The 22,258-nt window shown below is 70.4% G+C and carries 19 protein-coding genes; 6 read left to right on the plus strand and 13 right to left on the minus strand.

All coding sequences use genetic code 11. The features are described 5' to 3' along the window. Positions 1–20: 20 nt before the first annotated feature. Positions 21–854, minus strand: a complete 834-nt coding sequence (locus tag ACWGKJ_RS02645) for a hypothetical protein (protein WP_385018599.1) — start codon at positions 852–854, stop codon at positions 21–23. A gap of 35 nt (positions 855–889) precedes the next feature. Further along, positions 890–1,150 (minus strand): WXG100 family type VII secretion target, encoded by a 261-nt coding sequence (locus tag ACWGKJ_RS02650; RefSeq protein ID WP_385018597.1) that lies wholly within the window; start codon positions 1,148–1,150, stop codon positions 890–892. A 322-nt stretch (positions 1,151–1,472) separates the two neighbouring features. Here ACWGKJ_RS02650 and ACWGKJ_RS02655 point away from each other — a divergent pair, with 322 nt between their 5' ends. Beyond that, complete coding sequence (locus ACWGKJ_RS02655; RefSeq protein WP_328319006.1) at positions 1,473–1,733, plus strand: WXG100 family type VII secretion target; 261 nt, start codon at positions 1,473–1,475, stop codon at positions 1,731–1,733. 169 nt (positions 1,734–1,902) lie between these two features. On the opposite strand, the gene ACWGKJ_RS02660 is transcribed toward ACWGKJ_RS02655, so the two are convergent. Both ACWGKJ_RS02660 and ACWGKJ_RS02665 read right to left on the minus strand, forming a co-directional pair. Next, the gene (locus ACWGKJ_RS02660) at positions 1,903–6,399 is read right to left on the minus strand and encodes an FtsK/SpoIIIE domain-containing protein (protein WP_385018595.1); all 4,497 of its coding nucleotides are present in this window, start codon (positions 6,397–6,399) and stop codon (positions 1,903–1,905) included. A gap of 223 nt (positions 6,400–6,622) precedes the next feature. Continuing rightward, positions 6,623–7,435, minus strand: a complete 813-nt coding sequence (locus ACWGKJ_RS02665; RefSeq protein ID WP_385018767.1) for a menaquinone biosynthetic enzyme MqnA/MqnD family protein — start codon at positions 7,433–7,435, stop codon at positions 6,623–6,625. A 376-nt stretch (positions 7,436–7,811) separates the two neighbouring features. Here ACWGKJ_RS02665 and ACWGKJ_RS02670 point away from each other — a divergent pair, with 376 nt between their 5' ends. Further along, positions 7,812–8,015, plus strand: a complete 204-nt coding sequence (locus ACWGKJ_RS02670; RefSeq protein ID WP_008738468.1) for a cold-shock protein — start codon at positions 7,812–7,814, stop codon at positions 8,013–8,015. A 135-nt stretch (positions 8,016–8,150) separates the two neighbouring features. Here ACWGKJ_RS02670 and ACWGKJ_RS02675 read toward each other — a convergent pair whose 3' ends face one another. Next, complete coding sequence (locus tag ACWGKJ_RS02675; RefSeq protein ID WP_385018592.1) at positions 8,151–10,040, minus strand: AMP-dependent synthetase/ligase; 1,890 nt, start codon at positions 10,038–10,040, stop codon at positions 8,151–8,153. Positions 10,041–10,256: 216 nt separating this feature from the next. Then, positions 10,257–11,507 carry an acetyl-CoA C-acetyltransferase gene (locus ACWGKJ_RS02680; RefSeq protein ID WP_385018590.1) on the minus strand — a complete coding sequence of 417 codons (1,251 nt, stop codon included), beginning with the start codon at positions 11,505–11,507 and terminating at the stop codon, positions 10,257–10,259. 71 nt (positions 11,508–11,578) lie between these two features. Between ACWGKJ_RS02680 and ACWGKJ_RS02685 the strand changes: the two genes are divergently transcribed. Beyond that, complete coding sequence (locus ACWGKJ_RS02685; RefSeq protein WP_385018588.1) at positions 11,579–12,979, plus strand: 3-oxoacyl-ACP reductase; 1,401 nt, start codon at positions 11,579–11,581, stop codon at positions 12,977–12,979. 88 nt (positions 12,980–13,067) lie between these two features. On the opposite strand, the gene ACWGKJ_RS02690 is transcribed toward ACWGKJ_RS02685, so the two are convergent. The 5 genes from ACWGKJ_RS02690 to ACWGKJ_RS02710 all read right to left on the minus strand — a co-directional run bounded on the left by ACWGKJ_RS02690 (position 13,068) and on the right by ACWGKJ_RS02710 (position 17,591). Further along, positions 13,068–13,844, minus strand: coding sequence for a hypothetical protein (locus ACWGKJ_RS02690; protein ID WP_385018586.1), 777 nt, complete (start codon positions 13,842–13,844; stop codon positions 13,068–13,070). Beyond that, positions 13,841–15,364, minus strand: a complete 1,524-nt coding sequence (locus ACWGKJ_RS02695) for a C2 family cysteine protease (RefSeq protein WP_385018584.1) — start codon at positions 15,362–15,364, stop codon at positions 13,841–13,843. The genes ACWGKJ_RS02690 and ACWGKJ_RS02695 overlap by 4 nt, the downstream gene beginning before the upstream one ends. Then, on the minus strand, positions 15,361–15,699 hold the full coding sequence (locus tag ACWGKJ_RS02700) for a hypothetical protein (RefSeq protein WP_385018582.1): 339 nt from the start codon (positions 15,697–15,699) through the stop codon (positions 15,361–15,363). Before ACWGKJ_RS02700 ends, ACWGKJ_RS02695 begins: the two co-directional genes overlap by 4 nt. A 169-nt stretch (positions 15,700–15,868) precedes the next feature. Beyond that, complete coding sequence (locus ACWGKJ_RS02705) at positions 15,869–16,894, minus strand: C40 family peptidase (RefSeq protein WP_385018580.1); 1,026 nt, start codon at positions 16,892–16,894, stop codon at positions 15,869–15,871. 223 nt (positions 16,895–17,117) lie between these two features. Continuing rightward, the gene (locus ACWGKJ_RS02710; RefSeq protein WP_385018578.1) at positions 17,118–17,591 is read right to left on the minus strand and encodes an ATP-binding protein; all 474 of its coding nucleotides are present in this window, start codon (positions 17,589–17,591) and stop codon (positions 17,118–17,120) included. 124 nt (positions 17,592–17,715) lie between these two features. Between ACWGKJ_RS02710 and ACWGKJ_RS02715 the strand changes: the two genes are divergently transcribed. The 3 genes from ACWGKJ_RS02715 (at position 17,716) to ACWGKJ_RS02725 (ending at position 19,793) form a co-directional block, all read left to right on the plus strand. Continuing rightward, on the plus strand, positions 17,716–18,585 hold the full coding sequence (locus tag ACWGKJ_RS02715; protein ID WP_385018576.1) for a helix-turn-helix domain-containing protein: 870 nt from the start codon (positions 17,716–17,718) through the stop codon (positions 18,583–18,585). Continuing rightward, a complete protein-coding gene (locus ACWGKJ_RS02720) occupies positions 18,582–18,830 on the plus strand; it encodes a DUF397 domain-containing protein (RefSeq protein WP_385018573.1) in 249 nt (82 codons plus the stop codon). Before ACWGKJ_RS02715 ends, ACWGKJ_RS02720 begins: the two co-directional genes overlap by 4 nt. A gap of 93 nt (positions 18,831–18,923) precedes the next feature. Beyond that, positions 18,924–19,793 (plus strand): MaoC family dehydratase, encoded by an 870-nt coding sequence (locus ACWGKJ_RS02725; protein ID WP_385018571.1) that lies wholly within the window; start codon positions 18,924–18,926, stop codon positions 19,791–19,793. On the opposite strand, the gene ACWGKJ_RS02730 is transcribed toward ACWGKJ_RS02725, so the two are convergent. Further along, positions 19,753–20,376, minus strand: a complete 624-nt coding sequence (locus tag ACWGKJ_RS02730; protein WP_385018765.1) for a TetR/AcrR family transcriptional regulator — start codon at positions 20,374–20,376, stop codon at positions 19,753–19,755. The genes ACWGKJ_RS02725 and ACWGKJ_RS02730 overlap by 41 nt on opposite strands. Before the next feature lie 170 nt (positions 20,377–20,546). Continuing rightward, complete coding sequence (locus ACWGKJ_RS02735) at positions 20,547–21,950, minus strand: dicarboxylate/amino acid:cation symporter (protein WP_385034188.1); 1,404 nt, start codon at positions 21,948–21,950, stop codon at positions 20,547–20,549. Between the last annotated feature and the right edge of the window lie 308 nt (positions 21,951–22,258).

Genomic DNA, 22,258 nt, shown 5'->3' on the forward strand with positions numbered 1-22,258 from the left:
CCGATCCTGCCTTTCGGGCTTCAGCTCTCGTCGATCAGATCCGTCTTGTCCGGCAGCAGGTCCGCCAGCTTCTCCCAGATCTCTCCCGCGTTTGAGCGGACCAGTACCAGCGCGCTTTCCGGGGTCACCTGACCGGGCAGGATCGGCTCCTCGGGCTTTTCGCGGATCCAGTAGCCCCGGGGGCCGCAGTCCCAGACCGCGAGGGCGCGGAGCATCGCGGAGCGTTCGCCCTCGTGGTTGCCGTCCCAGGCCGTGGTGATGCGCCAGGTCGCGTTCATGGCGAGGACGAGGTCCGTGAACTGAGCCAGGCCCGGGTCCTTCAGGCTGCTGTCGGCCGCCACCAGGGCCTTGCGCACCAGGGCGCGTGTCGCGTCCTCGTCGACTCCGTCGCCCTCGCCCAGCGCCACGAAGGCGGCGTCCAGGGCGCCCATCGACGTCTCTATCCGGTCGACCGCCGGCGTCTCGCTGTCGCCGCTGCGGAGGTTCACCTTCCGGGCCAGCTCCCAGACCAGCGTGCTCGGCTCCAGTGGTACGTACTCGGACTCCTCGTCGCCGGGCCAGCCGTCGTGGGAGATGACCGCGTTCTGGCCGACGATGACGCCGTGGTTGACCGGGCCGTGCTCGCCCGTGACCTCGACCGTGATCATGACCATCGGGTCGGCGAGCGCGCCGAGCAGGTCGCGCATCAGCGGGGCCAGTTCGCCCTCCTCGCCGACCAGGCCGATCTGCTGGAGCTCGACCAGGGAGGGCCACAGCTCGTCCGGCGGGGTCTCGCCGTCCAGCAGGTGTGCGAAGACACCGATGTGGCGGTCGGCCAGGCGCAGGCGGCCTCGGGAACTGTCGTACGAAGGCATGTCTCGTCCTCCCCGGGGCCTGACGGCCGCACGGCTCACTTTTTTGGATTCTGCAGGTCCTTGGCGGACTGCGAGGCCTTGTGAGCCTCCTCGCGCAGCGACTTCGCGACCGTGGTGCAGGTGGTCCGCCAGCTCTTCAGCTTTCCACGCACATGGTCGGCGTTCGGCCCGGCCCACGTCTTCATCACTGTGGTGCTCTGAGTGTGCGGCGAGTCGACCAGCGAATCGATGTGGTCGGCCAGCGACCTCAGGGACGCGGCGCGCGAATTTAGTTCCTGGATGTCCGGATTACCCATTGCAGCTCCCCCGCTGTCTCACAGACTGCCGACAAGCATAGACGGACTCCAAGAGGGGGCAAAGCGCAGTTCAAGGACGTGCACTACCCGGCGTACGGACTTGTTGCGCACGCTCCCGGAGTGGTGCCGACAGCACTACGTTTTATGACGCCACTCCAACCCAATCTGGACAAAATTCCCATCCGTCGCGCCGGATGGCATTCGCCCAACTCCGGCCACCCCGAAGCCCTAAGACCCTTTACGGGAACTGGCCGCTGTGCGGTAGCGTCCACTGTTGCAAACGGATAGTCCGTTTACCTCAGTGACAACGGGGAGGATCGCGATGGATCGCGGTGCAGATCTTAGTCAACTCCGGGACTTGGCCAAGAAGTTCCAGCACAGCTCGACTGACCTTCACAAGCTCATCAAGAGCCTGAACACGGCGACGTCCGGCAGCACCGGCTACTGGAAGGGCCCGAAGGCCGACCGGTTCCGCAGTGACTGGGAGAACGTCCGCCCCACCTTCGAGAAGTGGGTCGAGACGCTGGCCGACGCCCACAAGTCGGCGAACACCAGCGCCGACAACATCGAGCGCGCCACCTGATCGAGGTCGGCTGTACGGCCGGCTGTACGCAGGAAGCCGGGGCGGACACCTGATGAGGTGACCGCCCCGGCTTCCTGTTGTCCCGGGCCCCGCGCTCAGCCGCCCCCCGACCCCGGACTCAGCCCCGCGTCACAGCCGGGCCGGTATCCCGTCGTCCCGGGCCCCCGGCTCATCCCCGCAGCACCCCCTGGACCGGTGTCATCGTGCCGCCCGCCACCAGAAGACCGCTGCCCACGGGTCCCGCGCCGGAGTTCGACGGCAGGCGGATGCTGAAGAGCTCGCCCTCCTGCGGGGTCTGCGGGGTCAGCAGCAGGCCGTTGCGGGACTTCCGGGACTCCGTGGCGAAGCCCCGGTACTGCGAGGACAGCGAGTCCGTCGTACCTGCGGCGATCAGCCCGTGGTCGCCGTCCGCGCCCTTCTTGACGACCGTCTCCAGGGCCTCGTCCAGTTCGGTGTCGTAGAGCAGTTCCGCGTCGTCGACGACCACCACGTACGGACGCCCCTGCGCTTGCTCCAGCAACTCGTTGAGGTCGTCCTCGTCGTGCTCCGCGTTGAGCAGGCCCAGCACACCCGGCCGCCCCTCCAGCTCCCGCAGCGGCGAGCGGCGCGGGGTGATGAGGACCAGCGGCGTGCCCCTGGCCAGCAGCGACTCCGCCGCGCAGACCAGGGCGTTGGAGCGGCCCGACTTCGGCGGGCCCGCGATGACGAATCCGGGTCCGGACTCCACCAGGTCGACGCCCATCGGCCGCAGTTCGTCCCCGCCCACGCAGAGCAGCGCCCACAGAGGCGACGCCGGGGCCGCCTCCGGGTCGAGGGCCATCGCCTGCTCCGCGGTGATACGTGCGGGCAGGGCGTCCACCCGCATCGGGCCGCGGCCGGCCGGGAGCCTTCCGTGCTGCGCCTGTACGGTCTCGGCGATCTCCCGCAGCCTGCGGACCTGCGCCTGGCCCGCGGGGTCCGCGTCGAGCAGGCCGATCTGGGTCTCGTCGACGCCGGTGTCGGTGATGCGCAGCGCGCGCCCCGGTGGCATGTTCTTCGGGACCTCGCGCGCGTGGAGCCCCGCCATGCCGTAGTCGTTCGGGTCGGCGAAGCGCATGACGAGACGGTCGACGAAGGCCGACGCGACATTGCCGCTGAGCCCGGAACGGTCGGCGGTCATGACCACCTTGACCCCGGCCGCCGAGCCCTCCCGGAAGATGCGCTGGGCCTGCTCGATGAGCTGGCCGTAGTTGTAGTTCTCGAAGGTGGAGACGAACCCCTCCCAGCTGTCGATCAGCAGCACCATCCAGGGCAGCCGGTCTTCGGGTGCCGCCCCGGCCCGCTGTTCGGCGGCGCTGGACGCGCCCTCCATGGCGAGCATCTGCTGGCGCCTGGCGATCTCGCCGAGCAGCCGGTCGATCAGCCGCCGTACCCGGTCGGGTTCGTCGCGGTTGACGACGGCCCCGACGTGCGGCATCCGCACCAGCGGCAGCAGCGCGTTGGAGCCGCAGTCGATGGCGTACACATGGACGTCGTACGGGGAGGTCTCCCGGCCGATGGCTCCGCCCAGGGTGCGCAGCGCCGTGGAGCGGCCGGACCTGGCGCCGCCCACGAGGAGTGTGTGCTCCCCGTGGACGAGGTCGACCGCGAGCGGCTTGCGGGCCTGCTGGGCGGGCAGGTCGGTGAGTCCGTAGCCGATCGGCGGAACGTCCCGGTACGCCCCTGAGGGGTCCTGGAGATCGGCAGGTCCGTCGAATTCGGCCAGTTCGTCGAGGGTGACGTGTTCGGCGAGCGGCGGCAGCCACGGGCTGCGTGGGGCGGGGAAGCCCATCTTCTCGGAGCCGGCCCGGACCGCGTCGACCAGTACGGCGAGGTCGGTGACCATCGTGCCGTCGTCCTCCGCCTCGGACGAACCCTTGGGCGCGGGCCGGCTGTACATCGGCCAGGTGAGCGGTGCGAGTGTCGCCTTGGGCCCGCTGCCGCCGGTGGCGGGCCTGCGGCCTCCGATACGGGCCGACTGCACGCCGACCAGCGACTGGGCCCCGGAGCGCACATAGGCGCGGCCGGGCGTCGACTTGGCGATGGCTCCGGCGTCCGCCGCGTCGATGACGTCCTGCGACTCGGCTCCGTCGGTCACCCGCAGGGCGATCCGGAGGTTGGTGTTGGCCCGGATGTCGGCGCTGACGACACCGGCCGGGCGCTGCGTGGCGAGCACCAGGTGCACCCCGAGCGAACGGCCTCGCCTGGCGATGTCGACCAGCCCCGCGATGAAGTCGGGCAGTTCGGCGACGAGCGAGGCGAACTCGTCGATGACCAGCACCAGTCGGGGCATCGGTTCGAGCTCCGGGCGGAGCCTGCGGGTGTCGTTGTAGTCCTCGATGTCCTTGGTGCCGGTGTCGAAGAGGATCGTCTCGCGGCGGTGCAGTTCGGCGGCGAGCGAGGCGAGGGCCCGCTCGGTCAGATGCGCGTCGAGGTCGCTGACCATGCCGACGGTGTGCGGGAGGCGGGCGCAGTCCATGAAGGCGCTGCCGCCCTTGTAGTCGATGAGGACGTAGTTGAGGGCGTCGGGCCGGTTGGCGACGGCGAGCGAGGCGATGATCGTCTGGAGCAGTTCGGACTTGCCGGCGCCGGTCGTGCCCGCGACGAGCGCGTGCGGTCCGTCGCGCCGGATGTCGAGTACGAAGGGCCCGTCGGCCGCGACACCGATCGGGGCGGCCGTCGTGGAGCCGCCGGCCAGCCAGACGCGTTCGATGTCGTCGCCGGTCGGGTCGGGCATGCCGATGAGGTTGAGCAGCCTGGCCGCGGTGGGCAGACCGCTGTCGGCGTCGTCGCGGCTGACGTCACGGACCGGCGCGAGGGAACGGGCCAGCAGCTCGCACCAGTCCGGGGCCACCTGGTCGGCCAGTACCTCACCGGCCAGTTCGAGGCCCGAGCCGCGCAGCCGCACATGTGCGGCGGAGTCGGGGGTCCAGCAGACCACGGCCCGGCACTCCTCGGGGAGCAGCCGCTCGTCCTCGTCCAGGCAGAGCGCGAAGATGCCGAGCGCGGGCCCCTCCTGGAGGAGTTGGGGCACCCCGGCCATCCGGCGCAGCAACCGTGCGCCGTCGAGTACGAGGAGGATGTGCGGGTCGGCGCCGAGCGCCCCCGCCATGCCGCCGGCGTTCTCCCGGATGGCCTTGCGGCGGCCGAGCTCGTTGAGCAGTTCGTTGACCCGCCGGGCTACGGCCTCGGAGTCGGATCCGATGAGGGCCAGACAGTCCTGGCCCTGCTGGGGCGCGGTGTGCGGGATCCAGTGCGCCCAGTTCCACTCGGTGGCGGCGTCCCGCGCCGATGAGAGGACGACCAGGGAGAGTTCGCGCGGGCTGTGCAGCACTGCCGCCTGTACGGCGAGCCAGCGGGCCGACGAGAGGGCGCGGGGCCGGTCGCCCGCGACGCCGACGACGCCGATCTCGGGGAAGGGCAGCGTGATCGGTACGTCCGGGATGCGGGGCGGTTCCGGGGCCTCGTCCTGGTGGTCGCCGCGCCCCAGGGCGAGCTCGATGTCGGCCGGTACGGTGCCGACGCCGATCCGCAGCCTGAGGACGTCCAGGTCGGTGAGGCGCCGCTCCCAGAGCCTGCGGCGGGGGCCGGTGGCGAAGAGCAGGATCTCGGCCGGGTCGGGGTTCTGGGCGCGCAGTCTGTTCTGCTCGTCCTTGGCCGCCCTGGCCAGCTCGGCCTCGTACGCGGCGACGTCCTTCTTGTACTGCTTGGCCGATGTCTTGTTCTTCTTCTTGCCCTCGCGGTTGTCGCTGATCCACTGGCCGAGCATCATCACAGGGCTCATCAGGCAGAACATCAGCATGTAGATCTGCTTGGTGACGAAGTACATGGCGAGGCCGAAGAGCAGCGGCATGAACGCCGCGATCAGCTGGAAGCGCGCGCGTTCGCCCTTGGACGGCGGCGCGGGGACGACGATCCGGGCGCGGGGCCTGAGCGGCGAGAGGCGCGGGGGCCGGTTGTACGCGAGGCCGCCTTCGCCGGTGTCGGAGAGGTGGGCGTCCGGTTCGCCGACCTCGTCGAGTATGAGGAGCGAGTCGCCGATACGGACGACTCCTCCGAGCGGCCAGTCCTGTTCGGCGGTGACGGGAACGTCGTCCAGCTGGACAGCCACGCCGGCCTGGGGCGTGATGGTGGCCCTGCCCTGTACGTCGACGGCCAACCTGGCCGCCAGCGGCGGGAGTTGTCCGTCCGCGACGGCGAGGGTGCAGGTCGGGGCGGAGCCGATGGTCGCGGACCCGGCGGCCAGCCGGACCACCCGGCCGGATGAGGCTCCGGCGGCGACCCGTACCTCGTAGCGGCCGACCGGCTCGCCCCGGCGCAGCAGCGGTCCGATGGAGTCGTCGACGGAGACCCGCATGCCGTCGCGCAGCACGGAGCCCACCGGGGTGCGCGGATCGCAGCGGTGGCCGTCGGCCCAGAGGGTGGGGGCGGCCGGTGCCTGGTCCGCGTAGCTGTAGCGGGGGTCGAGGGTCGTGCCCGGCATGGGTACGACGACGGAGGGGACCGCTTCGTGCGGCTGCCGCTGCTGGGCTCCCCGCGTGGCCGCGAGTACCTCCGCCACGTCGCCGGCGGTGGCCGCGTCGTCCGTGTTGACCAGGACGTCCTGCGGCTCCTCCCCCTCCCGTACGACTGTCACCAGCACTCGCATGGTCGTGTCCCTCCCTGCCGGCCCCGGGTGGTCCGCCGGCCCTGGGTGTCGCGCTCGTCCTATGGGTTCACTGAGGCTAATGCTTGCGAACGCGGGCAGGAACACATGCCCGTACGGCACCGGGCACCGCGCGGGTGCGGCACGGCCGGGCGGTTCGGGGAGGAAGGCGGGCCCGGTGGCCTCCCGTGTCTCCTCGCACCGGGCCCGGCTTCCGCAACCCCCCTCAGGACCCCAGCAGTTCGACATGCACGTCCGACGGGAAGCCCGTCGTGGCGCCGACCCGGCGGGCGAACTCCCTGACGCCCTTCAGCTGGTCGGGCCCGAAGCGGAAGTCCAGCGTCGTGAAGTAGCGCTCAAGCAGCTCCGCGTCGAAGACCTCCCAGTGCGATGCCTGCTCGGCGACCTTGGTGACCTCCTCCAGCGAGACGTCGCGGGAGGACAGGAACGCCTCGTGGACCGCCTTCACGACCTCGGGCTCGCGGGCGGCGTAGTCCTTGCGGGCCGCCCAGACCGCGAAGACGAACGGCAGGCCCGTCCACTCCTTCCACATCTGGCCCAGGTCGTGGACCTGGAGGCCGAGCTTGGGGGCGTCGTGCAGCGCGGCGCGCAGTGCGGCGTCGCCGATGAGGACGGCGGCGTCGGCCTCCTGCATCATCACGCCCAGGTCGGGCGGGCAGCGGTAGTAGTCGGGGGTGACCTCGTACCGCTCGGCGAGCAGGAGCTGTGCGAGCCGTACGGAGGTGCGTGAGGTGGAGCCGAGTGCGACGCGGGCGCCGTCGAGCTGCTCCAGCGGCTTCTTGGAGACGATCACGCAGGACATCACGGGGCCGTCGCAGCCGACCGCCAGGTCGGGGAAGGCCACCAGGTCGTCGGCGTTCTTCAGGAACTCGACGAGGGTGACGGGCGCGATGTCGAGGTCGCCCCGCACCAGCTGCTCGCTGAGCTTCTCGGGGGTGTCCTTGGTCAGCTCCAGGTCCAGCAGGGTGCCGGTGCGGGCCAGCCCCCAGTAGAGCGGGAGACAGTTCAGGAACTGGATGTGACCGACGCGGGGCCGGGCGCGACGGTGGTCGGCTGCGGCGGCGTGGTCCTGGGCGTTCCCTGCGGCGTGTCCGGCGGCGGGTGCGGTGGCCTGTTCGGCGTATGAATTGTCCACATCGTGAGGCTAGACCCGCGTTGTACGCTGGAAAACGCAGGGTGGTCCGTCAGCGCGACGCACTGCGGCCAAACGTCCGGGTGAAGTGATCTTCACCTCTACCGCGTGCGCGCGGGCGCGTGCTAGGCTCGCCGCAAGTTGCAGTTTGGTTTCCCTTGCAGTACAGAGCCTGCGGAGCATGTGACCCGCAGGCTTTTGTAGTTTTCAGACTTCTTAGCAGGTTCTGGAGCAGGGCAACCCTTTGGCCCAAGGAGGGCTTATGGCTACCGGAACCGTCAAGTGGTTCAACGCTGAAAAGGGCTTCGGCTTCATCGCCCAGGACGGCGGCGGCCCGGATGTCTTCGTCCACTATTCCGCGATCAACGCGTCTGGTTTCCGCTCGCTTGAGGAGAACCAGCTCGTGAACTTCGACGTCACGCAGGGCCCGAAGGGTCCGCAGGCGGAGAACGTCACCCCGGCCTAGTTGCCCGGGCCGATCGGATCGCGGTCGGGATAGCACCACCCAAGGAGCCCCTTCCGGTACGTTCGCGTACCGGAAGGGGCTCCTGCCTCTGTGCCCGTGCCGCAGCACCGGGACGAGAGGCCCGGACCAGGGGGCCTACCGCCGGTACAGCTCCTCGATCTGCTCCGCGAAGTCCTTGGCTATCGCCGCCCGCTTCAGCTTCAGCGAGGGCGTCAGATGCCCGCTCTCCTCGGTGAAGTCCACCGGGAGCACCGTGAACTTCCGGATCGACTCGGCCCGCGACACCAGCCGGTTCGCCTCGTCGACCGCGCGTTGCAGGGCCGCGCGCAGCTCCTCGTCCACGACCAGTTCCCGCATCGGGACCCCCGTCTTCTTCCGCATCTGCCGCCAGTGCGCCAGGCCGTCCGGCTCCAGGGTGATCAGCGCGGTGACATAGCTGCGGTTGTCACCGACCACCATGCACTGGCCGACCAGCGGGTGTGCCCGCAGCCAGTCCTCCAGGGGCGCGGGCGCCACGTTCTTGCCGCCCGATGTGATGATGAGGTCCTTCTTGCGGCCGGTGATCGTGAGGTAGCCGTCCTCGTCCAGCTCGCCCACGTCGCCCGTGGCGAACCACTGGCCGGCGGCGTTCCCGGCGGGCTCGCCGCGCTGCCCGTCCCAGTAGCCGCCGAAGACCTGGCCGCCGCTGAGCAGCACCTCGCCGTCGTCCGCGATCCGGACCGCGGTGCCGGGCAGCGGCCAGCCGACCGTGCCGAGCCGGGGCCGCAGCGGCGGGGTGACCGTCGCCGCCGCGGTCGTCTCGGTGAGGCCGTACCCCTCGAAGATCTGGATCCCGGCGCCCGCGTAGAACGCCGCGAGCCGCCGGCCGAGCGGTGAGCCGCCGCAGATCGCGTACCGCACCCGGCCGCCGAGCGCCGCCCGGATCCGCCGGTAGACCAGCGGGTCGTACACGGCGTGCGCCAGCCGCAGCCCGGGGCCGGGTCCGGACCCGGTGCCGTGCTCGGCGGCCTCCAGCGCCTCCCCGTACCGCCGAGCGATCCGCGCGGCGCGGTCGAAGGACGCGGCCCGGCCCATCTTCTCGGCGGTGGCGCGGCCGGTGTTGTAGACCTTCTCCAGGACGTACGGGATCGCCAGCAGGAACGTCGGACGGAATCCGGCGAGGTCGGCGAGGAGGTCGTCGGTGCTGATGCTGGGGGCGTGCCCGAGGCGCACCCGGGCCCGCATACAGCCGATCGCCACCATCCGCCCGAAGACATGCGAGAGCGGCAGGAAGAGCAGGGTCGAAGCGGGGTCCTTGCTCACCGATCTGAAGACCGGGTGGAGCAGCTCGACCGCGTTGTCCACCTCGGCGAAGAAGTTGGCGTGGGTGAGAACGCAGCCCTTGGGGCGGCCCGTGGTGCCCGAGGTGTAGATCAGGGTGGCGGCGGAGGACGGCGTGCGGCGGGAGCGGCGTTCGGCCACCGCCTCGTCGGGGACGTCCCGGCCGGCGTCCTTCAGGATGCGGATCGCGCCGGTGTCGAACTCCCAGAGGTGGGCCAGGGCGGGCAGCTGGCGGCGCTCGACGCTGACCAGCCGGGCCTGCTCCTTGTTCTCGACGGCGCAGGCGACCGCGCCGGAGTCCTGGAGGATCCAGCGGGCCTGGAAGGCGGAGGACGTGGGGTAGACCGGGACGGTGACGAGACCGGCCGCCCAGGAGGCGAAGTCCAGGAGCGTCCACTCGTAGGTGGTCCTGGCCATGATCGCGAGGCGGTCGCCCGCCGCCAGGCCCGACGCGATCAGCCCCTTGGCGACGGCCTGCACCTCGACGGCGAACTCCATGGCGGACACATCGGCCCAGCGGCCGTCGGGCTGCTTCCGGCTGAGGACCGGCTCGTCGGGTGCCTGGTGGGCGTTGTCGAAGGGGATGTCGGCGAGCGAACCGCAGGCGACGGGCCGGACCAGCGGTGGTACGGAGACCTCCCGCACCACTCCGTCCACCCGCCGCTTCCGCGGTTCCAGCTGCTGTACGGACTCTGACACGGTCACATGCGGCTCCTCATGTCCTGGTACGTCAGGTGGGCGTGGTGCGTGAGGTCGGCTGGTATGTCGGGGCGGCCGTCCTGGTACGTCGGGCAGGCCGGCCGTCCGGTACGTCGGGGGGTGCGTCCGACCGGTCAGGGGGCGTGGTGCGTCCGACCGGTCAGGGGGCGTGGTGCGTCCGACCGGTCAGGGGGGCGTGGTGCACCGGTCACCGGCGACCGCTCAGGGGCGTTCGAGTACCGCCGCCACGCCCTGCCCGCCCGCCGCGCAGAGGGAGATCAGCCCCCGCCCCGGAGCCTCCCGCTCCGCGAGCAGCTTGGCCAGGGTGGCGACGATGCGGGCTCCGGTCGCCGCGAAGGGGTGGCCGGTGGCGAGCGAGGAGCCCGCGACGTTGAGCTTCGTACGGTCGACCGGGGGAAGTCCCTGTTTCTCCCAGGCGGCCAGCGTGGCGAGCACCTGGGACGCGAACGCCTCGTGGATCTCGAAGAGGTCGAAGTCGTCCAGGGCGAGGCCGGCCCGCTCCAGCAGGCGCGGGACGGCGTACGCGGGCGCCATCAGCAGCCCGTCAGGACCGTTGACGTAGTCGACGGCCGCCGTCTCGTACAGCGTCAGATACGCCAGCGGTTCGAGTCCCCGTTCGCGCGCCCACTCCTCGCTCGCCAGGAGCACCGTCGCCGCGCCGTCGGTGAGCGGGGTCGAATTGCCCGCCGTCATGGTCGCGTTGGGCTGCCCGTTGCCGAACACCGGCTTCAGCGTGGCGAGTTTCTGGACGGTGGAGCCGGGGCGCAGGTTCTGGTCCCGGTCCAGGCCGTGGAAGGGGGTGACCAGGTCCTGGAAGAAGCCCCGTTCGTACGCGGCTGCGAGCCGCTGGTGGCTGGCGGCGGCCAGCGCGTCCTGATCGGCGCGGCCGATCTCCCATTCGCGCGCGGTGCGCGCCGCGTGCTCCCCCATCGAGAGCCCGGTACGGGGCTCGGCGTTGCGCGGGATGTCGGGGACGAGATGGCCGGGGCGGATACGGGCGAGTGCCTTGAGCCGCCCGGCCGTTGAGGGGGCTCTGCGCGCCTCCAGGAGGATCTTCCGCAGCTGGTCGTTGACGCCGATGGGCGCGTCGCTCGCGGTGTCCGAACCACCGGCGACCGCCGAGTCGATGGCGCCGAGCGCGATCTTGTTGGCGGTGGCGATGACGGCCTGGAGGCCCGTACCGCACGCCTGCTGGATGTCGTACGCGGGTGTGCGCGGGTCGAGGCGTGAGCCGAGCACGGTCTCCCGGGCGAGGTTGAAGTCGCGGCTGTGCTTGAGGACCGCGCCCGCGGCGAACTCGCCGATCCGCTCGCCCTCCAGGCCGAAGCGCTCGACGAGTCCGTCCAGCGCCGCCGTCAGCATGGCCTGGTTGGACACGGTGGCGTACGGGCCGTCCGAGCGCGCGAAGGGGAGGCGGTTGCCTCCGATCACAGCGACCTTGAGGGGCACCATCTCGACCAGCTCCTGACTCTTGAGTAACCTTACTCAACAGTAAATCTACGATGCCGCAAGGAGCCTGGACAATGGCCGATCGCTATCTGCACTTCACCGGCACAGCGCCCGGCCGTTTCCTGACGGGGCGGCTCGGGCTGCCGCAACCGGCGCAGCTGCGCCGCTGGTCGCCCGAACACCCGCGCCTGGACGGCACCTTGCTGCACCGGACGGCGGGCGTGCCGGGTCTGGCGGGCCTCACCGACATACTCGCCCGCACCGGACTGGAGGCCGCCGGGGCCTCCGGGACGGCCGGGACCGCCAGGGCGTCCGCGACCTCCCGGGCTTCCGGGACCGCCGGGCCTTCCGGAACCGTGGCGGAGGGCGAACGCCCGGCCGCCGTAGTGGTCGACGCGACCGGTGTCACCACGGTGGCCGCCCTCGCGGAGGTGCACGGCGCGCTGCACCCCGTCGTACGGTCCCTCGCGCCGGGCGGCCGGGTCGTGGTGCTGGGCGCGCCGCTCTCCGGCGACGACCACCACCAGGCGGCCGCGCAGCAGGCCCTGGAGGGCTTCGTGCGCTCGCTGGGCAAGGAGATCGGCCGGGGCCGCACGGTCCAGCTGGTCAGGACGGTCTCCGCGGCGGCGGCCGAGTCGACGCTGCGGTTCCTGCTGTCGCCGAAGTCCGCGTACGTGAGCGGGCAGGTCATCGAGATCGGCGCGGCCGGACCGGATGCGGCGACCACCGCCCCGGAGAGCTGGGAGCTGCCGCTCGCCGGGCGCACGGCGCTGGTCACCGGCTCCGCACGCGGTATCGGCGCCTCGGTGGCGGCGACCCTCGCCCGGGACGGGGCACGGCTGGTCTGCCTCGATGTCCCGCAGTCCCGGGACGAGTTGGCGCGTACGGCGGACTCGCTCGGGGCGACCGCGCTCCCGCTGGACATCACCGCGCCCGACGCGGCGGAGCGGATCGCCGCCGCGGTCCCGGGCGGTCTGGACATCCTGGTCCACAACGCGGGCATCACCCGCGACCGCCGCCTCGCCAACATGGCGACCGACCGCTGGGCGAGCGTGCTGGACGTGAACCTGGACAGCGTGCTGCGGACCACGGACGCCCTGCTCGCGGCGGACGCGCTGCGGCCGGGCGGCCGGATCGTCGCCACCGCGTCGATCGCCGGGATCGCGGGGAACACCGGCCAGACCAACTACGCGGCCAGCAAGGCGGGCATCATCGGCCTGGTACGGACGCTGGCCCCCCGGCTCGCGGAACAGGGCATCACGCTCAACGCGGTGGCGCCCGGCTTCATCGAGACGAAGATGACGGCCGCGGTCCCGCTCTTCATCCGCGAGGCGGGCCGCCGGATGAACTCCCTGGGCCAGGGCGGCCTCCCGGTGGACGTCGCGGAGACGACGGCCTGGTTCGCCCACCCCGCGTCGGGCGGCGTGAACGGCCAGGTCGTACGGGTCTGCGGACAGAGCCTGCTGGGGGCGTGAGGGGGCACAGCGGGGAGCGCATGCCGGAGGGACCGGAACGCGGGAGCCTTGGGCCGTGCAGCCGCGGCGAGGGAGCCAGGGGGAGGGATCAGCCTCCCGCAGGACCGACCAGCTGGAGGTCCACCCACCCGGAGTGCGGGTTGCTCTCGGCCGGGCTGCCGTCCCCGGTCTCGATGGCCGCCACCTTCCACAGCCGCCCGGCGAATTCCAGGGTGTCGCCCACGCGGGCGTCCCGGTAGGCGGCGTCCCCGCCGTCCCGGCTGGAAATGCCGATGTCGGCGCGCGGACCGGGGTTGATCTCCGTCACCACGGCGCTGTACTGCCCGCTGTACTCGTTGTCCGGCACGTGCCACCTGAGGCGGAAACGCCCCTCGGTCAGGGACGGCCAGGTGGCCGCGGAGCTGGGCTGCGGTGGTTCGGTCACGTGCTTCTGGCCCTTCGGTGTGAGTACGACGCGGTACGTGCAGATCTGCGCCACCGTGAATGCGGCGCCGCCCAGAGTGACGTCCTGGCCGGGCTTCACGGTCCGCGCCCCGGAACCGGCTCCCGACCCACCGGTCCCCTGCCCACCGGCCCCCGCCCCGCCGGTCAGCACCGCGGTACGGGCCGAGCCGTCCGCCCGCGCCTCCTTGTACGACACGGTCCCCCCGCCACCGGGCAGCTCGGCGGAGCCGCCGCGCAGCACATGGAGCCCCTTCGCCGCCGCGTCCCCGGCGCACACCGGGCCCTTGTCGGCGGGGGGTACGGGACGCGTCGCGGAAGCACTGGGGGACGGCGAGGAAGCGGCCTGCTTCCCGGACGACGCACCACAGCCCACGGCGAGCAGCACACAACCGCAGGCCGCGGCGGATCGGACAGCCTTCATGACGTGGGCACCTCCAGAGCCTGCGGATTGTTGAAGAACTCCTGGTACTCGTCGGGCGTGGCCTCGATGTCCTTGTTGGGCGGGCCCCACGGGTTACCGAGGACGATCTTGCCGCCCCTGAACCCCTTGACGAAGTACACGTGCCGGGTGGAGAACGTCGTTCCCCATTTGCCCTGGCCCTTCTTGTTCACATCGTCCCCGCTGCCCGTGCTGACGATGACCGGGTGTCCGGATTCGAAACTGTTCCGTACGGAGTCGACGTCGTTGTCGATGCCCTGGGAATCGTGACCGGTGACATAGGGAGGGGCCTTCTCGTTGTAGTCCCACTCGATCGCCCCGTACGACCCGTGCTCGGTGCGGTCGTAGCGCTTGTCGCCCTCGTGGCCGTCGGGCGCACCGCCGTCGTCGTCACCGTAGACGAGGGCGAAGGCCTTCTCGTAATAGGCGGGCCACATGGCTCCCTTGGCGTGAGCCGTCATGGGGGTGCCGTCCTTGTCGAGCGGTACGTCCGGGGTGACGGTGACCCATCTCTGATTGCCGTCCTTGTCCCAGATGCGGACATTGACGGTCCCATTGGGATTCTGTTTGATCCCGTCACGGATGAATTGCGGGTTCACCTGGGCCGTCGACGTGAGCGACGCGATGTACCAGCAGTCGCCGAACCGGCCCTGGTTGATGTCGGCCGCGGTGATGTCCTTGCCGTCCGATCCGGGGGCGAACAACGGATCGGACGGCACACCCCAGTGCATTCCCTTGGCATCCGCACCGGACTGGGAATTCTTGCCGTCCAGGTAGGCGTCCGTCGTGTCGAATCCCGGTTGCGTTCCGGGAAAGGCCGCCTGGGCCTTGGCCCAGTGTGCGGGGCCGAGCTTCGCCAGGATCCCGCTGAGATGGTCACGGCGCTCGCCCTCGGGCAGGCCGTTCTCGTCCCACCACTTCCAGCCGCTGTCGTCCGTGTCGTTGATCAGGTCGTTGTAGCGCTTCAGATCAGCTGCGGAAGCCTGGTCGAAGAAGGCGTCCAGCTCGGCGGAGGTCATCCCGTCCAGCATGCTCTCGACCTTCTTCAGGTCGTCGCGGTTGCCGTTGGTGCCGAAATCCTTGCCTTCGAGGTCCTTCAGCTGCTTCAGCGCGTCCTTGATGTGCTGCTCATCGGCGGGGGCCTCGTCCGCGAAGAGCAGAGCCGGATCGACCGCGTAGCCGTGGTCGATCAGGACCTTGCACTCGTCGAGCTGCTTGCTGCGGCGGTCCATCGAGTCGGCCATGTCGCCGAGTTCGCCGTCGAGCACTCCCGGCATCTGTGTGGGGCCGCCGCCGAAGAGCGACGGCATGAAGAAGACCTGCCCCACCAGCGGCTCCAGGAGCGGGTCCGTGGTGGCCGGTTTGCCCTTCATGAGCTGGGCCGCCTCGGTGAGGACGGAGGCCACGTCCCGGTGCAGACCGCGGGCGTCCCCACCCAGTCTGCGCAGACTGGAAGCGAGGGAGCGTATCTCGGCGCTGTCGAAGCCACGGAACTCGGTCAATGCCCCGGTCCCGTCTTCCGCTTGGCCGACGCGGTCTTCGCCTGATCGTCGAGCCGGTCCGCCTCGGTGTCCCAGCGGCCGGCGTCGTTCATGAGCGCGGACGCCATCTGCCTCAGCGTGCCCCTGCGGTTCACGATCTGCCGCGTCGACTGCGCGGCGAACGGCCCGCGCCAGACCGGCGGATCGGTCTGCCGGGCCTTCTTCGCTGCGCCGTCGAGATGGGGTCCGAGCTTCTTGGCGAGCGAACGGGCCTTGCGCGCGCAGGCCCGCAGATCACCGGCACGCTTCTTCAGCTGCTCCGGCGTCTCCCCAGCCGGATCGTCCGGTCGTGCCACTGTGCATCCCCCTTGCCCATGGACCTCCCAGAGCGGCTGGCCAGGCTAACACCCCCCTCGACCGCGGGACTTGGGAACAAGGGGGAGCTCACAGGCACTGCCGGACCTCACGCGGAGCAGGGAGCCGGGGCCCACGGGTCGGCCGGAGCCGCCCAGGCTCAGGCCCCGGTCAGATACGCACCGCGGCCTGGAAGGACCCGATGGTGTTCATCGACTCGTAGCGGACGTAGGCGCCCGGGTACGGCGCGTGGAGCACGGTGTTGTTCCCCGCGTAGAGCCCCACGTGCTGGGTGTTGTTGAAGAAGACCAGGTCGCCCGGTTTCAGCTGGCTGCGCGCGATGCGGGTGCCCTCGTTGATCTGGGTGAACGTGGTGCGGGTGATCTGGGCGCCGGCCTGGGCGTACGACCACTGGGTCAGGCCCGAGCAGTCGAAGGCGTTGGGGCCGGTGGCGCTGCGTACGTACGGCTTGCCCACCCTGGTCGCGGCGGCCTGGAGGGCGGCGGCGCCGAGGGCCGACGCGGGGGCCTCGTGGCCGAGTTCGACCCGCTCACCGGCTGAGCGGCTGGCCCGCGTGTCGTCCTCGCGCATCTTCGCCCGCTCGGCGACGGTCAGGGTGTTGAGCACCTTCCGCGCCTCGGCGAGCTTGACCTGCTGCTGCTGTTTCCGCTCGCCGAGCGTCTTGCGGACGGCCGAGAGGTCGCTCAGCTTGCCCTGGGCCTCCTTGCGCTGCTGCGCGAGCAGGCGCTGCTTCTTCTGGATCTTCGTCAGCGACTCGGCCTGGCGGGCCGTCAGCTGGTCGAGTGCGGAGGCCCGGTCGAGGAAGCTGTCCGGGTCGGAGTCGAGGAAGAGCTGCACCGAGGGGTCGATCCCTCCGTCGCGGTACTGCGAGGCGGCGATCGAACCGAGCCCGGCCCGGAGTGTGTTGAGCTCCTGCTGCCCCCGGGCCACCCTGTCCTGGAGCTCGCCGGTCTGCTTCTCCAGCTTCTGCTGCTGCTCCTTGGCCGCGTTGTAGTGCTCGGTGGCCACCTCCGCCTCGTCGTAGAGCTTGTCGACCTTCGCCTTCACCTCGCTCTTGCTCGGCTTGGGATCGGCCTGGGCGGCCTGGGAGGACAGGGCCACGGCGGCAGCGGCGGTCGCGGTGAGCACGGTCACGCGGGTACGGCTCGGCTGCTTGGGACGACGGTGGGACGCCACGGAGGCGGGCTCCTTCTTCCTCAGAGCCGCCTACCGGGCTGTGGGGGGAAATGAATCCCCGGCTCCGTGCTCATCACGGACGCGGCGGTGCCTTCGCCGCCACCCCGGATGGGTGATCAACCGTGCGAAGGTTCGAGAGTCAACCTAGTGACCATCCTGTGACCATGCCAATCTGCACGGCCGGAAAACGGTCAGAAAATCGGCACAGGACCCACTTCTTTACTCACAACACACTGCGCGTAGTGGCGACTTGACCGCCCGTCGCGGAACTGCCCGGCCCCACCCCGATCCGCGCCCAGACCACTTTGCCGACACTGCGCTCGGCCACCCCCCAGGCATCGGCCAGCGCCTCCACCAGCAGCAGCCCGTAGCCGCCCTCGGTCACACCGGGCGGCCCGAGGTGCAGTCGGGGCCGCCGCTCGCCCCTGGTGTCCGCCACCTCCACCCGCACGGCGCCGTCGTCGAACAGCACGAGCCTCAGCTCGAAGTCCCGCCCGGCCACGTGCCCGTGCGTCACGGCGTTCGCGGCGAGTTCGGCCACGACGAGTTCGACCGCACCGGACTGGGTGCTCGCGTGCGGCACGGCCCACTGGTCGAGTTGGTGCACGGCGAGCCTGCGGGCGAGGCGCGCACCGCGACGGGTGGAGCTGAAGCGTTGGACGAACACGGCTGCGGCAGAGGCGATTTCAGCATTCATGTGACTGAGCGTGGCCGCTCCCGCCTATCCTGACCAGTAGTGACATACGCACGCTGCGTAGCTGTACGGGTTCGGACGGCGCCCTGTACGGCACGTCGGCCGTGACCGGAAAGGCCGTAACACGATGACGGATTCCGCAGACCGGGAAGCGCGCCCGGAATTGCCCGCAGAGGCGGACGGTACGGCCCATCTGTTCCGGGCGGTCGGCAGACAGGTGAAGGTGTTCCGGGAGCTGGCCGGCCTCGGCCAGAAGGAACTGGGCACGGCCACGCACGTCGGGCTCGACCTGATCTCGGCGATGGAACGGGGCGTACGGACCCCGCAGCCGGAGTGGCTGGATCAGGCGGACGGGGTGCTGGGGGCGCGCGGGGTACTGAGGGCGGCGATCCCGGACGTACGGGAGGCGATGAAGAAGGCGCGGACGCGGCATCCGGACTGGTATCGCGGTTACGCGAAGCTGGAGGCGGAGGCGGTGGAGCTGCTGCACTATGGCAATCAGGTGGTGCACGGCCTGCTTCAGACCGAGGACTACGCAAGGGCGATCTTCACTCAGCAGCGCCCGCTGCTGAGCGTGGAGACCATCGAGAAGCGAGTCGCTGACCGGCTCTACCGGCAGCAGGTATTTGAACACTGGCCATCGCCGACCTTCAGCTTCGTCTTTGAGGAAGCGGTACTCCAACGCACCATCGGAGGCCGCACCGTGCATCGACAACAGCTATCCCAGATCGTGCGCCTCGGCCGTCTACGAACAGTGGAGGTCCAGGTACTGCCGACCGACTGCGAGCAACACCCCACCATGGAGGGGGCATTCAATCTCCTGACCACCAGACGTGAACAGCAACTGGGCTACACGGAAGTTCAAGGGCACCCTCGCTTGATCACCGACGCGCGCGAGGTGCGCGAACTCGCTGATCGCTATGGGATGATCCGAGCCCAAGCACTCACGCCCCAGGAGTCTCTGGCGCTGATCGAGAAAATGCTGGGAGATCGATGAACACCGAAATATTCACTTGGTTCAAGTCCAGCTACAGCGGCGGATCGGGAGGCGATTGCCTCGAAGTCGCCTACAACTGGCAGAAGTCCAGCTACAGCAGCGGCGAAGGCGGCCAGTGCGTAGAAATCGCCGCATGCCCCACCGCCATCCACATCCGCGACTCCAAGGTCGCCGACGGCCCGCAGCTCGCCGTCGCCACCGGTTCCTGGTCCGCGTTCGTCTCGTACGCCCGCACCGACGCCTGACGTACCCGCCCCGTACGCACGCCTCGACCAGGACCTGACCCGCAGGTAACTTTACTCCGGAGTAAATACCCTACGGATCAGGGAGCCCGGACCATGAGTGACCGCCTCACGCGCCCTCCCGGCCTGCTGACCTCCATGGTGCGTGGCGCGGTGACCTCGCCCTTCAAACGGGGCGTGGCGGCCGGTGCGCGGCTGCCCGGGGGGCGGCTGGTGTGGCCCGGGGTCCGGGTCGATCCCGGGCGGCTCGCCTCGTACGCCCGGGTCTGCGGGTTCGACCGAGCCGATCCGCTCCCCCTCACCTATCCGCATGTGCTCGGCTTCCCGCTGGCCATGCGGCTGATGACGGCGCGCGCCTTCCCGCTGCCGGTGCTCGGGCTCGTCCACACCGGGATCGAGATCATTCAACAGCGCGCCCTGCCGCTGGACAGCCGACCCGAACTGACTGTGTACGCCGAGGAGTTGCGACCCCACCGGCGCGGCACCGAAGTCGTCATGGTGACCGGGGCACGGCTCGGCGGAGAGCTGGTCTGGGAGTCCCGCAGCACCTATCTGGCCCGGCACGCCGTCCCGGCCGGATCCGTGGACCGTACCGGCCCACCCGGGCCGGGCCCCGTCGACGGGGGCGCCACCGCCACCTGGGAGCTGCCCGCCGGGCTCGGCCGGCGGTACGGCGCCGCTTCGGGTGACCGCAACCCGATCCACCTCCACCCGCTGACCGCGAGGCTCTTCGGCTTCCCGCGGGCCATCGCGCACGGCATGTGGACGGCCGCCCGCTGCCTGGCCGAGGCCGGGACCCCGGAGGCCGTGCATGTACGCATCGAGTTCCGGGCCCCGGTGCTGCTGCCGGGGACCGTCACGTACGCCGCAGGGGCGGGCGGCTTCGAGGTGCGCAGTGGGGCGCCCGGGGCGGAACGGGTGCACCTCACGGGCGTGGTGACGGCGCCCAGCGCTCCCCGTTCATAAGGTTCTCCAGGCCCGCCCAGGCGAAGTTCATCAGCGTCGACGCGGCCTCCTTGGCCGAGACCCCGGGCGTGCCGTTCGCCCACCCGGCAAGGGATTCGGCGGCGCCCACCAACGCCTGGGCCAGGCCCGCCACGTCGCCGTCGGGCAGGGCCGGGTCGCGGTGCGCCTCACGGGCCGCCGCCGCGATCAGGCCCGTCGCGAAGTTCACCATCTCGTCGCGCATCGCGGCGACTTCGGCGGCGAACGGCTCCCCGTGCGTACGCGCCTGGTGGTTCAGGACGTTCCAGCCGTCCGGGTGTCCCGCGGTGTGCTCGAAGAAGGCCCCGACACCGCGCCACAGCTGCCGGTCCGCCGGGTCGTCGGGGTCCACCCCGGCCCGTACCGCGGCGACCAGGGACTGCGCCTCGCGGCGGATGCACGCGGTGAAGAGCTCTTCCTTGGAGTTGAGGTAGAGATAGACCAGCGGCTTGGACACGCCCGCCAGTTCGGCGATCTCGTCCATCGAGGCGGCCCGGTAGCCGCGCTGCCCGAACGTCCGCACGGCGGCGTCCATCATCTGCCGCTCGCGCACCGCCCTCGGCATCCGCTTGGCCTTGGCCTTGACCGCCTTGACCGCACTCACCTCAGAGCCCCTCCAGCCGATTGGTACGCACCTGGCAAGGGTACGGCTCCGGCCCCTCCCCGTCGTACGGAGGAGGGGCCGGAGCCGTGACGTGAACGATCAGGCGGGAACGAGCCCTGACCGGAGAGCGGTCAGGCGGCGACCGGAAGCGACGGCTTCTGCTCGGCGTCGGAGGCCCGCACCTCGGGCTCGTCGACCGGGGAGCCCGAAGCGGAGTTGAAGGCGTCGAGGTCCAGGATCTTCTCGCGGGCCGAGACGATGACCGGGATCATGGCCTGTCCCGCGACGTTGGTCGCGGTGCGCATCATGTCCAGGATCGGGTCGATCGCCATCAGCAGACCCACACCCTCCAGCGGGAGCCCCAGCGTGGAGAGGGTCAGCGTCAGCATCACGGTCGCGCCGGTCAGTCCGGCGGTGGCCGCCGAGCCGATGACCGAGACGAAGGCGATCAGGATGTAGTCCTGGATGCCGAGATGCACGTCGAAGATCTGCGCGATGAAGATCGCGGCGATCGCCGGGTAGATCGAGGCGCAGCCGTCCATCTTGGTGGTCGAGCCGAACGGCACCGCGAACGAGGCGTACTCCTTCGGCACACCGAGGCGCTCGGTGACCCGCTGGGTGACCGGCATGGTGCCGACCGACGAGCGCGAGACGAACGCCAGCTGGATCGCGGGCCAGGCGCCCTTGAAGAACTGCAGCGGGTTGACCTTGGCGACCGTCGCGAGCAGCACCGGGTAGACGATGAACAGGACGATCGCGCAGCCGACGTAGATGTCGGCGGTGAAGGTCGCGTACTTGCCGATCAGGTCCCAGCCGTAGTCCGCGATGGCGAAGCCGATCAGCCCGATGGTGCCCAGCGGCGCGAGGCGGATGACCCACCACAGGGCCTTCTGGAGCAGTTCGAGCACGGTCTCGCTGATCTTGAGGATCGGCTCGGCCTTCTCACCGAGCTGGAGCGCGGCGATACCGGCGACGGCGGCCATGAAGACGATCTGGAGGACGTTCAGCTGGGTGAAGGGCGTGACGACGTCGGTCGGCACGATGCCGGTCAGGAAGTCGATCCAGGAGCCCGAGCCGTCGGGAGCCTTGCCGTCCTTGGGCGTGAGGCCGGTGCCGGCGCCGGGGTTGGTGATCAGTCCGATCGCGAGGCCGATGACGACGGCGATCAGCGAGGTGATCATGAACCACATGACCGTACGGGTGGCCAGCCGGGCGGCGTTGTTCACCTTGCGCAGATTGGTGATCGACACCAGGATCGCGAAGAAGACGAGCGGGGCGACCGCCAGCTTCAGCAGCTGGATGAAGATGCCGCCGACGTGCTCAAGGGTGGACTTGAGCCAGCTGATGTCCTGGCTGCGGGCCAGCCAGCCGAGCAGTACACCGAGGACCAGACCGGCGATGATCTGCGCCCAGAACGGGAACTTGTCGGATATTCGGGACTTCTTCGCGGGGCCGGCGCCGGGGCCGGCGGTGGAGTTCTCCGTGGAGTTGGAGTTCGCCGGGGAACTCTCGGGACTCGCGGGACCTGCGGACATGGGGACACTCCGGTGAGGACGCAGCTGTGTGCTCGGTACGGAGCACGGGGGACGGGGGCGCGGCGCCCGGCACGGGGGGCGCCGCCGCATGAGGCCGATCAGACGCGGCGACAGGCCGCGGACATGCAGCGGCAGAGGTCGACATGCAGGCGCTCCACGAGCGCGGGGCTCTTGGGATGCGGGCGCACGGCTGTCTTCATGTCGAACACGTTAACACTTGCGCTTTGAGCGCCTCAAAGCCCGGCTTTGGGGCAGGGTGGCGGCAGTGCGCGGAAAAGCCGGGAACCCCGGGCCGGAGCAGCTCGCTC

The organism is Streptomyces sp. NPDC054757 (genome assembly GCF_053612185.1).